Origin of the sequence: Clostridioides sp. GD02404, assembly GCF_045898275.1 — a bacterium.
In the GTDB taxonomy this organism is placed as follows: Bacteria; Bacillota; Clostridia; order Peptostreptococcales; family Peptostreptococcaceae; genus Clostridioides; species Clostridioides difficile_A.
The window spans coordinates 34,022-46,949 of the sequence record NZ_JBJOCA010000032.1 but is presented as its reverse complement, the minus strand read 5'-3'; the positions used below and the strand labels follow the sequence as shown (position 1 = coordinate 46,949).

The 12,928-nt window shown below is 26.8% G+C and carries 11 protein-coding genes and 1 pseudogene; 4 read left to right on the top strand and 8 right to left on the bottom strand.

Features of this window, described 5'->3' with window-relative positions; all coding sequences use genetic code 11:
- Positions 1–142 precede the first annotated feature (142 nt).
- From Q3287_RS16390 to Q3287_RS16360, 7 genes and pseudogenes are all read right to left on the bottom strand, one after another.
- Positions 143–508 (bottom strand): hypothetical protein, encoded by a 366-nt coding sequence (locus Q3287_RS16390; RefSeq protein ID WP_407964434.1) that lies wholly within the window; start codon positions 506–508, stop codon positions 143–145.
- The gene (locus tag Q3287_RS16385; RefSeq protein ID WP_407964433.1) at positions 501–1,463 is read right to left on the bottom strand and encodes an XkdQ; all 963 of its coding nucleotides are present in this window, start codon (positions 1,461–1,463) and stop codon (positions 501–503) included. Before Q3287_RS16385 ends, Q3287_RS16390 begins: the two co-directional genes overlap by 8 nt.
- Positions 1,460–2,131 carry a LysM peptidoglycan-binding domain-containing protein gene (locus Q3287_RS16380; RefSeq protein ID WP_407964432.1) on the bottom strand — a complete coding sequence of 224 codons (672 nt, stop codon included), beginning with the start codon at positions 2,129–2,131 and terminating at the stop codon, positions 1,460–1,462. Before Q3287_RS16380 ends, Q3287_RS16385 begins: the two co-directional genes overlap by 4 nt.
- A gap of 1,640 nt (positions 2,132–3,771) precedes the next feature.
- The gene (locus Q3287_RS16375; protein ID WP_243192861.1) at positions 3,772–4,617 is read right to left on the bottom strand and encodes an SHOCT domain-containing protein; all 846 of its coding nucleotides are present in this window, start codon (positions 4,615–4,617) and stop codon (positions 3,772–3,774) included.
- 269 nt (positions 4,618–4,886) lie between these two features.
- Positions 4,887–5,045, bottom strand: a complete 159-nt coding sequence (locus Q3287_RS16370) for a type I toxin-antitoxin system toxin (RefSeq protein WP_407964431.1) — start codon at positions 5,043–5,045, stop codon at positions 4,887–4,889.
- Positions 5,046–5,563: 518 nt separating this feature from the next.
- Positions 5,564–5,707: pseudogene (locus Q3287_RS16365) on the bottom strand (MerR family DNA-binding transcriptional regulator); the annotation flags it as partial.
- Between the two features lie 306 nt (positions 5,708–6,013).
- Positions 6,014–8,116 (bottom strand): EAL domain-containing protein, encoded by a 2,103-nt coding sequence (locus Q3287_RS16360; RefSeq protein WP_407964430.1) that lies wholly within the window; start codon positions 8,114–8,116, stop codon positions 6,014–6,016.
- A 755-nt stretch (positions 8,117–8,871) separates the two neighbouring features.
- Between Q3287_RS16360 and Q3287_RS16355 the strand changes: the two genes are divergently transcribed.
- The 3 genes from Q3287_RS16355 to panC are packed head-to-tail and all read left to right on the top strand — an operon-like array spanning position 8,872 to position 11,479.
- Positions 8,872–9,810: a Rossmann-like and DUF2520 domain-containing protein gene (locus tag Q3287_RS16355; protein ID WP_407814423.1), complete on the top strand. Its 939-nt coding sequence runs from the start codon at positions 8,872–8,874 to the stop codon at positions 9,808–9,810.
- Positions 9,785–10,612, top strand: coding sequence for a 3-methyl-2-oxobutanoate hydroxymethyltransferase (gene panB / locus Q3287_RS16350; RefSeq protein WP_407964429.1), 828 nt, complete (start codon positions 9,785–9,787; stop codon positions 10,610–10,612). Before Q3287_RS16355 ends, panB begins: the two co-directional genes overlap by 26 nt.
- Before the next feature lie 18 nt (positions 10,613–10,630).
- Positions 10,631–11,479, top strand: a complete 849-nt coding sequence (panC, locus tag Q3287_RS16345) for a pantoate--beta-alanine ligase (protein WP_407964428.1) — start codon at positions 10,631–10,633, stop codon at positions 11,477–11,479.
- 208 nt (positions 11,480–11,687) lie between these two features.
- Here the strand turns inward: panC and Q3287_RS16340 are convergent, their stop codons facing one another.
- The gene (locus Q3287_RS16340; protein WP_074178998.1) at positions 11,688–11,984 is read right to left on the bottom strand and encodes a YciI family protein; all 297 of its coding nucleotides are present in this window, start codon (positions 11,982–11,984) and stop codon (positions 11,688–11,690) included.
- 422 nt (positions 11,985–12,406) lie between these two features.
- Between Q3287_RS16340 and Q3287_RS16335 the strand changes: the two genes are divergently transcribed.
- Entirely contained in the window at positions 12,407–12,886 is a 480-nt protein-coding gene (locus Q3287_RS16335; protein WP_407964427.1) for a C-GCAxxG-C-C family protein, read from the top strand.
- The last annotated feature ends 42 nt before the right edge of the window (positions 12,887–12,928 follow it).

Genomic DNA, 12,928 nt, shown 5'->3' with positions numbered 1-12,928 from the left:
GTATGCCTCTACCTTGTTACATCTTTTTAATGTTCCATCTGCATTTTTAACAAATTCGCCTTTTATAAAATCAAATAAAAAAGAACCCTTTAGGTCCAGTTCATTTTCGTTATTATTTTTTAATTCTACAGTTTCAAAAGTTTCATTTTGTGGAAATAGGTTTGGCATTTACAACCCTCCCAATTACTACAAATTCAGACCCCATAACAGCTACTAACACATTGTCACCTATACTTATTGGCTTTAATTCTTTTGGAGTTTCTATTTTATGCTTATGTCTATATTCTCCACTTAAAACCTCATCTGAAAAAGCAAAATAATCCTCTTTCAAGGTTAAATTCTCTAATACTAAATAGTCCTGTATTTCATCTTTATAACCATTCACCTTAAGACCATTTGTTGTTATTTCTGCAAGTGAACAACCCATTCCAAAGACTCCATCATTAACACTTTTATTCATTTTTTCTTTTAATATTCTAGCAACTCCATTGAATCTAGCATCAGTCATTGTTATAAAATTTCCTCCTTATATAATCTAAAGTTCCTATATTTAGTTTCATTTTTGGTGTAGAGTCTAATGTATGAGTGACATCTATAACATAGTATTCTCTTCCTTTTAGAGATACCTTGTCACCTGCTCTTATTCTGTTTATGTCTACTGCACAATCTACACTTATTGTTTCTTCACCCGAATTAAACATTGCTTCTGCTGCTTTCTTAGCTTCTTTTGCATTAGTTATCTTTTCATCTTGTTTAATCTTTTGTAGTGTCCCATACTTATCTGAGTCCTTCTTATATGTGCCAATGATAGGTGCTTTTGTATTTTCATCTTTACTCTTACCTAACACTTTTACACTTGTTACTGCATCATTAAAACTACTTGTAAAGTTTGCATCTTCTAATATACTATCTAATTTATATACATTTACGTTGGTACCAAGCTTAAATAATTTCAGCTTATTATCCATTCTTACTCTAAATAAATCTCCACCCTTACTAGCGGTTTCTTTTAAGTCTTTTTTAATCATATCTAGTATATTAGTCTTATGTATTACTTTAGCAAGTTTCTTCCCTGTGTTTGCTAAATTGTAGTAAGGTATATTCCATTGTTTACAGTAATATTCAATTCTCTGTGTTGCTGTATTTTCTTTAAAGCTATATTGTTCTTCTGATTCTTCCATATAGACTGTTCTTTCTCTACAAGATAAGGTCAGTTTTTTACTCTTTTCACTTCTTCTATTTTCCCATACGACTCCATTAAATATAGTTTCTTCTTTTTTACTCTCATACGCAATGTCAATTAGAATTATTTTATCACCTTTTTTAATTCCTATATCTTGAAGTTGCTTAGGTTCTACTAATGATACATCCATCTTATATGCAACTCCGTCTATAGCTTCACTTAATGTTATTCCCTCGTTAAAATTTGCAATATCATATTTTCCATTTAATATTATTTTCATTTGCTAGGTATCACCAACTTTTGTCCTTTTTTTATTACATTTGGATTTTTACCAATAACTTTTTTATTTTCGAGGATATTATAAATCTCTTTCCACCTTGAACCTTTACCTAAAAATTTCTTTGCAATGCTCCACAATGTATCTTTAGATGTAACTGTATATATTTTAGATTTAGTTTGAGTATTAGGTCTATTGTCTTTTAAATCTGTTTTAGTATTACTTTTAGTTTCTTTTTTTAATGTCTCTATCTTCAATTCTCTATAAGTTCTAAATGTTATCTCAATGTCTCTATCTTCTTCTCTTCCTGCTGTTTGAGTATTGCTAAAACTAGATATTGTAACTAACCCATTGTAGCCAAAACCAGTCATTATAAGTCTTAGAGGTTCGGTTTGGTCTACCCATTTTTCAAGCATTGCAACTATTTCAATTGGATTTTTTAACTCACTGTATCTACAATAAGAAGCATCATATAAGTTTGGTAAGAAGGTTTTGAATGATATTTCTCTTATCTTCTCTCCTTCTTTTTTAATGTCAAATTCACCTAAATTCACTATATCAACAGTTTCAAATCTTTTTTCTTTTTTAATAGATAAAGAATCTTGTGGAGTAACCGGAAAATGGAAATCTATTTTTTCTTTTTCATTTTTTAGATATATGTCTATTACCAATTTATCACTTCCTTTCTAAAATGTTTTTTGACACTACACCGCAGTCTCCTTACCATATATTCACCTTCTTTGATTTTTTGTATAAAAAAACACCTACATGTTTGTAAGTGATTACTGTATTTACAGTTTTACAATTAAATTTATTCATTAATTTAGATTCATCATTATTTTGTATAAAAAATTTCATCTTTTTATTGACTATAAAAAATATTATAGGTAATATTTTTTATAATTTGTGGTATAATAAAAGCAAGGAAATAATAATTTACTTTATACAAGAGTAGCTATTTCCATCAAAATCGATTTAAAGAATTACTTTTTTAAACCACTCTTATTGGCGTTTGAGTGGTTTTTTATTTTATCATACATGAAAGCTGATATAACACCAGCTAGTATACTCAATAAAAAATTTATCACCATATCGTTCCACCTCCTTCCGTTATGGAATTTGGCGTTTAATATGGAAATAGCCACTCTTAGCACTTTTCAATTATTATTTTCCTTGCTACAATTATTATAGCACATAATTCTTACATATTTTTCCTATTTATTACTTTTTTCATTATAATCACATCCTTTCAATAAAAAAACACCTACTATTTAAGTAAGTGTTTTTAGTATTTTTAATTTTAAATCCGCATAGTTAATATAAAACGTTGTCAAATAAAAATATTTTTACTGAGTATGAAAGCTTTACATACCACTTAGTTAATATAAAATGGATTCTCTTAAAAAGAAACTTTCTACAAAAATAACCTTTACATACCACATAGTTAATATAAAACATTATGATACAGAAGAAATTTGTGCATGGATTAAAACCTTACATACCACATAGTTAATATAAAACAAGTTAAGAGAGTAGCAACAAAATCACTAGGAGGTCACTTTACATACCACATGGTTAATATAAAACAATGTAGGGTAACTATGTCCATTTTCCAAAGCCTTTCTTTACATACCACATAGTTAATATAAAACCAAATATTATTATAACATAAATAATTGATAGGAGTGCTTTACATACCACATAGTTAATATAAAACTTCAATTCTATTAACTTTCATTAAATCTAATTTATCTCTTTACATACCACATAGTTAATATAAAACTGATGTTTCAAATTTTAGAATGATAAGCTTTGATTTCTTTACATACCACATAGTTAATATAAAACTTCCTTGTATTTATGATGCTACTTTTAATATTTTTCACTTTACATACCACATAGTTAATATAAAACTTCAAAATATAAAATTATGGGAGATATTTATAATGACTTTACATACCACATAGTTAATATAAAACATGACAAAAAGCTTGCTAGTGCTGATGTGTCTAATTACTTTACATACCACATAGTTAATATAAAACCCCAAAATAAACTTAGCATTTCCAATACTTACACATATATAACTTTCTCAAATTTGCAGTGAACCATGAGTAGTGCAGTTGATAACACTTATCACACATACTCAATGCCTTACATTGCAACTGTTAAAATCTACTTTATCACAAATATTGCTCACTGCAAAATTTCTATATTTTTATTATATCATAAAATTCAAACTATAAAATTAAAATGGAATAATTTATCAATTTAAGAGCACCTACATATTTGTAATTGCTTACTATATTATCTATTCTAATAATACCTTTTTCTTTTTATTATATTCTTCCTGTGTAATTGCACCTGAGTCTAACAACTCTTTTAGTTTCTTTATTCTATCTAGTGGGTCAATTCCACTGTTTCGAATATAATTATTATCATTGTTTTTTTCTTGTCGTAGCTTTTCTTCTTCTTTAGTTTCAACCTCTTCTTCTCGAAAATATATATTTTCAACTTCATCTACATTATTTCGAATTTTGCTAAAATCTTGAATCCTAAAATGATTCAATATACCACCATCATCTTTTGAATAAAAATCAAAATAGACTGTATCTATTTTAAATTTTTTCACCTCATTAACTATTTCTTTTATAAATTTTTTACACTCACCTAAATCTTTAAATTTTTCGTTTTGCAAACTTAAATCAACAAGCATCCTCCCTCTACCTTTACTGACTTCTAACTCATAACGAGAACCTTTATATTCTTGAGGTATTAATGGTTCTAACTTGGCTTTCAAATCTTCTTCACTTATTTCTATACCATATTTTTCTTCTTTTTCCTTTTTCCTTCTTTCATCCTCTTCTCTATTTGCTCTTTGCCATTCTTCTTCTTTAGCTTTTTCCTCTTTCACTCTTTGCTCTTCTCTAATAGCCATCTTCTCTTCTGTATATGGGCTTATATCTTCCCAAACTGCATATAAATATATTGTAAAAATAAGAAACATATAAGATATAATACACATAACTCTTTGTTTTTTTCTAACAAAATAAATAATTATTAATGATGCCAAAAGTACTAAACTTCCTGGCATAAACCCTATAAAAATAACTATTCCTAATAACATTAATATTATTGCTACTATTATCGCTGACATAATAAAATCCCCCACAAATTACTCATCTCACTCAATATTATAGCATAATTTGGTAAAACAAAAGCACCTACCATTTAAGTAAGTACTTTCTTATTTACAGTTTTTACAATTAGATTTATTCATTAATTTAGATTCATTATCATTGTTTATAAAAATTAACATTAATTAATGTCAAAACTGACAATAATTAATGTTAAAATTTTTTTATTGTGGTATAATAAAAGCAAGAAGAACTACAATCTATTTTGCATTAGAGTGAAGTTCGTAAATTAGTGTTTCCTTTTGAACTTAAACGAAAAGTTAAGCTCAACGTCTAAGTCACTCTCTTGCACAGAGTGGCTTTTTACTTTTTTGATAAATATACAAACTATGTAGCCTATTAGAGTAGCTGTTAAGCTAGCTAATACGCCAATCAAAAAATTATCCATACATACACACCTCCCTTCTATACGTTGGGAGGATAATCTTTTGTATGAACTCCACTCTATAAATTGTAGATTACATCTTCTTGCTTACAATTATTATAGCACATAATTCTTACATATTTTTCCCATATATTACTTTTTTCATTATAATCACATCCTCTCAATAAAAAAACACCTACTATTTAAGTAAGTGTTTTTAGTATTTTTAATTTTAAGCCCATATAGTTAATATAAAACTGCATCTTTTTATCTAAGTGATTTATTAAAACATTTCTTTACATACCACATAGTTAATATAAAACTACTCATGTTTTAGAAGAAATGGACAAAGAGGCTTCTGACAATTTAAGCAAAATGTTATTTAAATAAAAAAACTGACTGTCAGTTAAATGTCAGTTAAACCCATAAAAGTAGGTTTTGTCAGTTAAATGTCAGTCAGTCACCTTATACTCTTTTAGTCCAAATACCTGTAAAAATGCACATTTTAGTGTTTATTAATACTTGTTAATATATAAATATTATTTATAAATCGAATAATATCTATAATTATTTTTATCTTTATATTCTGGAGAAAAAATCCCTATTTTATCATAAAAAATTAATGTCTGTTTAGATATTCCACACAACTTTGCAAATTCTCCTGTGGTGAAATACTGTTTTTCCAAGGGTTATACACTCCTTTTCGTTTTGTTGTCTATATAGTTACTATATTCTTTATTATTGGCTAAATCAAGTAATTCTTATTTATTTTTTATCATCTTAAATGATGAATTATCAAACACTTTACTAAATTTTTAATTATACACTTTATTGCTCACTAAAAAAGGTAGCAACTATTTATAGATTCTACCTTTATGTACTCAACATTATGTTTTATTTTGATTATATCAACGGTTTCAATATTATAATTAAATGCATAAAGTTTCTTTAAAAATAAGCTAAACAAACATAAATTACAAATTTGATTGGTATCAATTGTCTATTTTTAAAATATCTAAAATCTCACTTGCTATTTGTGGCTTTCCAAAAAAATATCCTTGTATGTAATCTGGTTGCATTTGTTTAACTAAATCATACTCTTCTCTTGTTTCCACTCCCTCTAAACAAACTTTTATTCCTACATCGTGACAAATTGCAACAATAAAATGTATAAATGTGGCATCAAACTTACTTTTTAATATGTCTTTAACAAAGACTCTATCAATCTTCACTATATCTATTGGTGCAAATTTTAAAACTTCTAATGATGAATATCCTGTACCAAAATCATCCATAGCAATACGAATGCCTAATTCTTGTAAAACTTTAAACTTATATTGTAAAATACTCATATTCTGTACTGTATGGCTTTCAGTTAATTCTAAAACAAGATTTTTATAAGGAAAATTTTCTTCATCTATAATTTTTATTATATCTTCAATAAATGTATCCTCTAATATTTGAACGGCTGAAATATTTACACTCACTGTAAAAAATGGATAATCAACAATCCATTCTCCACAAGTACGTAATGCCATCCGAAGTACCCATGCTCCTACAGTATTTATCATATCATTTTCTTCTAAAATTGGAATAAATTCTAAAGGAGAAATTGCTTTACCTTCACTATTAGTCCATCTTAAAAGTACTTCTACACCTATTATATTATGGCTTTGTGTATCTACTTGTGGCTGAAATCTAAGACTAAATCCCCTAAAATTATCATTGATTGATGCTTTCAACTCCCACATCATTGCTACAGAGTACATTTTATTTTTTAATATTTTTTCAGAGAAAAAAACAATTCTATTCTTACCATGATCTTTAGCATACTGTAAAGAATAGCTAGCATATTTACTAAGTTCTTTTACTGTATCTCCATGTTTTGGATATATAACACACCCAGCAGAAATTGTTATATTTAATCCATATTTTCTCCATAGGTGAAGATGTATAATTAAATTTTGTATTTGTTCATATAAAAGTTGAATCTCTTTTTCCTCAACATTATCAACGAGAATTCCCAGTTCATCACCATCAAGTTTATAAAGTTCAGCATTACCTGGTAAAATAGATTGTATAGATTGTGCTAAAGTTTTTATTATATTATCTCCAAAATCTCTATCATACATCTCATTAACATTTTTAAAATCATCGATATTCAATAATACTATACATAATTTTTCAATCATCGGATTTGAAAGTTTATCTTCAAACACACTCATAAATTCATAGTAATTCAACAGTTGTGTTAATGGGTCAATCTTATTTTGTTTCCCTAACTGTGTCATTATTCCTGCAAAAATACTTGGTTCTCCAAACTCATCACGCATTAATTGTCCTCTACATCTTAACCAAATATATTCTCCACTGCGATTTTTAGCCCGGAATTCCACTGAGTGATAATCCATATTATTTTTACCTATTTCCATATTTGACTTATAAAAACGGTCCCAGTCTTCTGGATGTACAATGCTCTTCCAGTAAATAATTGGACTTTCTACAATTTCTCCTGGCAAATCAAATAATTCAACTTGTGATGGTGAATATCGAAATACTCCTGTTTTCATATTACAAATATATATATATTCATCTGTACCTCTAATCAAAGCATCATAAAGTAATGTAGAATCATAATCAAATTTACTTCTTAAGGCATTAAAATCTTCAAGATAATCTCTTTCTTCTTTATTATTTGATATTTGATAAAATTCTTCAACTTTACCTTGCTCATTTAAGCTTTTGGAATTTGTAATATCTATAGATTGGTGTATATGAACAACTGTACCATCTTGCCATGAAATTAGACTATCATAATTTTCAAAAACTTGATTTAACTTATTACATTTTTCATACCACTTTATTAATGTTCCTTTTTTATTATTCTTTAACAGCTCTAAAACTTTACAAAAACTACATGGGGCATTTTTTTCAGTATATAATACCTCCCAACAAACTTTTCCTTCTGGAGCTGAAATATTATATTCTTTTTTCATGTTTTCATTCATGAAAATAATTTTATCAGTATGAATATCTGTAATATATATATTAATCTGTAGCTGATTTAATATAACCTCAAGATTATGTTTGTTCATATACTTACCTCCTTCATCATTGCTATTATTTATAACCACATTCCTAGAATTATTTTTATTACAGAGGATTTATTTGTCATTTATATATACATTAAATATACAATTTAATAAAAAAACTTATTACTTCATATTTTAGATTATAGTTGATAAAAAAAAATACATCAATATCATATTGTCAATTTGAACAAGATTATTGTATATAATGCTTATCAGCCTTATATTAAATTTTACTGCTGTATTTATCTTTATAAAATTAGATATAAGAAATAAACTGTATGTTTTTTATTACTTTAAAATTTAAGATAATAAAAAATAATATTAATAATATAAAGTAAAAAAGATTTTTTTTAGAAATAGATGAAATTATTTTCATTATATATTGCAAATAAAAAAAATTTATATTTAATAAATATCATAATTTTTTTACTTATATTTTATTTTATTAAAATAATTCATCTTTCATATACATTATATAAATGTCTTTATTTTATTATTTTTACAAGGGTATTATTTTAATAATTTTCAAAGTCAACTACACCTCCAGCAAAATAATACAACATAAATAAAAGTATATTTACTCAACTTTCATATAATTATTTGTCAATCTTTCATTTAAATGGTAAAATATCCATGGATGGTATCTTGTTATGAGAACTATACTTTAAATGTTTTTAATTATTTTGTCTTATGTAACTCATATCTTCATGAATGAGATTGGAAATTAAGATGTTGTATCACAAAGTGGAGGTGGTACTATTAAAATAGGATTTATTGGTTCCGGAAAAGTTGGTACATCTTTGGCAAATTATTTTTTGTCAAAGGCTTATTATGTAACAGGTTTTTATGGAAGAAATCAATTATCTTTACTAGAATCAACAAATTTAACAAAAACAAAAATTTACAGTAACTTGAAAGACATTATTGATGAAAACGATATATTATTTATTACAACATCAGATGACTCTATTGAAATTATAGACAAAAAACTTTCCAAATTTAATTTAAAACATAAATATATTTGCCACACAAGTGGCTCTTTAAAATCTAGTATATTGTTCTGTTCAAAAAAAGCAGGTGCATTAATTTATTCTATCCATCCTATATTTGCATTTTCCAATAAGAATACTGATATAAAAAAAATGAAAGACATTTGTTTTTCCATAGAAGGTGATAATGAAAAAGATGATTTATTTATTCAAGATTTTATAAATAGCTTGGGTAATCAATTCTTTATAAGAGATAAAAATACTTCATCCACTTATCATTTAGCTAATGTTTTAGTTTCAAATTTAGTGTTATCTTTACTAAATGTAGGTGTAAATTACTTTATCAAATTGGGTTTATCTGAGGAAGAAGCTTTAAAAGCTATAAATCCTTTAGTCAAAATAAATATAGAAAATATACTTGATAATGGATTTTCTAAAGCCCTTACTGGACCTATTGTCCGTGGGGATATAACACCAATAAAAAAACATTTATCAGCATTAGATAAGAAAGATGAAGATATTTACAAAATTCTGTCCTTAAATCTACTAAAAATAATAGCCTTGGAAAATGAAGATTCATTAAAATGTACAAAAAGTATTTCTACAGAAAACGCAGTTGAAAATTTAATAAGTAAATCTGAAAAATACAAAGAGATTTACAAAATTTTAGGAGGAAAAAACGATGAAAAATACTATACTGACTTTTAAAAATGCTAAAAGTAAAGGAAAAAAGTTATCTATGCTTACTGCTTATGATTATTCAATGGCAAAACTAATGGATGAATGTAATATAAATGGTATTTTAATAGGAGATTCATTAGGAATGGTCATAAAAGGTGAAGAAAACACTCTATCTGTTACTATAGATGAAATTATATATCATACAAAAGCTGTGAAAAATGGTGTGAAAAATGCCTTAATAGTAAGTGATATGCCATTTCTATCTTACCATGTTTCTATCGAAGATGCTGTGAAAAATGCTGGTAGACTTGTAAAAGAAGGCGGGGCACATGCTGTAAAGTTAGAAGGAGGTTCAAACGTTATAGAACAAATAAAGAGCATTGTAAATGCTCAAATACCTGTAATGGGTCATTTAGGACTAACACCTCAATCTGTAAATTCATTTGGCGGATTTAAAGTTCAAGGAAATACTAGTGAAACAGCAAAACAACTTATTGAAGACGCTAAATCAATAGAAAAAGCAGGAGCATTCTCTATTGTGCTTGAAGGCGTTCCTGCTAAAATAGCTGAGATGGTAACTAATTCTATTTCAATTCCTACAATAGGGATAGGAGCAGGAATTAATTGTGATGGTCAAATTTTAGTTTATCAAGATATGTTGGGGATGTTTGGAGATTTTGTACCTAAATTTGTAAAACAATATGCTAATATAGGAGATATAATGAAAGATTCAATTAAAAATTACATACTAGAAGTTGAAACTGGTGCCTTTCCACAAGAAAAACATAGCTTTTCAATAAATGAATCTGAATTAGAAAAATTATACTAAGATTAAGGATGGTACAAAATGCTTATAAAGGAAATAGAATCACTAAGAAATGTAATTAAAGATTGGAAAAAATCTGGCTATTCTATAGGGCTTGTTCCTACCATGGGATTTTTACATGAAGGACATCAAAGCCTTATTAAAAAAGCTGTAAAAGAAAATGATAAAGTAGTAGTTAGTGTATTTGTAAATCCAACTCAATTTGGACCTAATGAAGATTTTAATAGCTACCCAAGAGATATAGAAAAAGATTTTAAATACTGTATGGATAGTGGTGCATCAGTAGTTTTTAATCCATCATCAGAAGAAATGTATTTAAAAGGCAACTGTACTACCATAAGTGTATCTGGACTTACAGATTTTCTTTGTGGTTCTAAGAGACCAGTTCATTTTGGAGGTGTCTGCCTGGTTGTTTCAAAATTTCTAAATATAGTAACTCCTGATAAAGCTTATTTTGGAGAAAAAGATGCTCAACAATTAGCAGTAATTAAAAGGATGGTCAAGGATTTGAATATAGGTACAGAGATAATAGGCTGTCCTATAGTTCGTGAAAAGGATGGTTTAGCAAAAAGCTCGAGAAATACATATCTTTCAAAAAAAGAAAGAAAATCAGCTTTGATTTTAAATAAAAGTCTGAATCTCGTAAAAAAAGAGTTAATGAATGGAACTTTAGACGTAAAAAAATTAGAAAATTTAATAATATCTACCATAAACGCTGAACCCTTAGCAAAAATAGATTATGTTGAAATTGTAGACAGTAATACATTACAACCAGTTAAAGAAATAGAAGATTCTATACTTGTGGCAATTGCTGTATTTATAGGAAAAACTAGATTAATTGACAATTTTACATTTGAATTAAACATATAAACATGCTATTACAAAATATTTTGTTATAAAATTCTACTTATTAAAATAGGTAAGAAGTATATTATATAAGATACTCCTTACCTATTTCTAATTATTCATTAATTCAAGTAATAATTTTCATTATAGTTTTTTTATTTTGTGACGAAAGAAAAGGTTTAAAAACATTAACGTCTACTAAATATTTTTTAGTTTGACACAGTAAACATCTTTAATCATCAAACCACTCAGCAGATGATTTATTGAAATAATGGGGCGAAAACTCTATGACTTTGTAATCTTGCACACCAAAAGCTTTAAGAGGTTCATTAAATAAATACTCTTCCAATTTTTCAATTGATTCTGACTTCATAATAAACAATCCTCCACTCATATCTGTTTTAAGTGTAGACATCAAGATTAAGCCATCATCTATCGCTTTTTGAGTATAAGACATGTGCTTTTTCATAATTTTTTCATCAGTTAAATTTGAATCTTTTATAATGCCTTCAATAACAAAATATTTCATACTCTACATTACTCCTTTATCCTATATTGAATCAATACTTTATTATTAGTATGGGTTTACTTAAAAAATAAATACCCTTTATTTTCTATTGTCTCTATGACATTATTCAATACATTCATTACAATTCCCTCTTAAATCTTCAACCACAGTCCATTGAAAAACAATTACTCATAGATTATAATATAAACTACAAATGTGCATGATACTTAACATTCAATATATTATATAATAATTGTTTCAATTTCTAGTGAAAATACCATATATCTGTAAAATACGTACTGGTTACATTCATAATGTAGTTTTTGATTTTTACAGAACAAGTGACACATTGTCTGAAAATACTCATTGCATTTCACAATATAAAAAATAAGTTATTATTAATTAAGAGATTAATTTATTATATATAAGGAGGATAAAAAATTATGAATAGTGGTGTAGTAAAATCTGAGAAAAGTATAAATTTAGAAAAAGTAAGAGTTACAGCAGAACAATATTATCGTAATGGTGACTTTTATTGTTCAGAAGCAGTCGTTAAAGTTATAAAAGATGAGTTTGAATTGGATATAACAGATGAAATTATATCTATGGCATCAGGATTTCCTGTTGGAATAGGAGGATCAGGATGTACATGTGGAGCTATAACTGGTGGCATAATGGCTTTAGGATTATTCTTTGGTAGAAGTGAAGCTAAAGATGAAAAAGTAAATAAGGCTATGGAGCTATCAAAAGAATTGCATGATTTTTTTAAAGGAAAAAATAATTCTTTATGTTGTAGAATTCTTACAAAAGGAATGACACTTGGAACAAAGGAACATATAGACCAATGTATATTATTTACAGGTCAAGTTGCTGAGGAAACAGCAAGAATAATTTCTAGAGAGCTAAATTATAAACTTAAATAACTTATTTTCTTAAATTCGACATATGATATGTAAGAATGCTTT

Coding starts and splice junctions, on each gene's coding strand:
- Q3287_RS16390 (WP_407964434.1), bottom strand. CDS start 508: ATGACTGATGCTAGATTCAATGGAGTTGCTAGAATATTAAAAGAAAAA.
- Q3287_RS16385 (WP_407964433.1), bottom strand. CDS start 1,463: ATGAAAATAATATTAAATGGAAAATATGATATTGCAAATTTTAACGAG.
- Q3287_RS16375 (WP_243192861.1), bottom strand. CDS start 4,617: ATGTCAGCGATAATAGTAGCAATAATATTAATGTTATTAGGAATAGTT.
- Q3287_RS16370 (WP_407964431.1), bottom strand. CDS start 5,045: ATGGATAATTTTTTGATTGGCGTATTAGCTAGCTTAACAGCTACTCTA.
- Q3287_RS16360 (WP_407964430.1), bottom strand. CDS start 8,116: ATGAACAAACATAATCTTGAGGTTATATTAAATCAGCTACAGATTAAT.
- panB (WP_407964429.1), top strand. CDS start 9,785: ATGAAAAATACTATACTGACTTTTAAAAATGCTAAAAGTAAAGGAAAA.
- panC (WP_407964428.1), top strand. CDS start 10,631: ATGCTTATAAAGGAAATAGAATCACTAAGAAATGTAATTAAAGATTGG.
- Q3287_RS16340 (WP_074178998.1), bottom strand. CDS start 11,984: ATGAAATATTTTGTTATTGAAGGCATTATAAAAGATTCAAATTTAACT.
- Q3287_RS16335 (WP_407964427.1), top strand. CDS start 12,407: ATGAATAGTGGTGTAGTAAAATCTGAGAAAAGTATAAATTTAGAAAAA.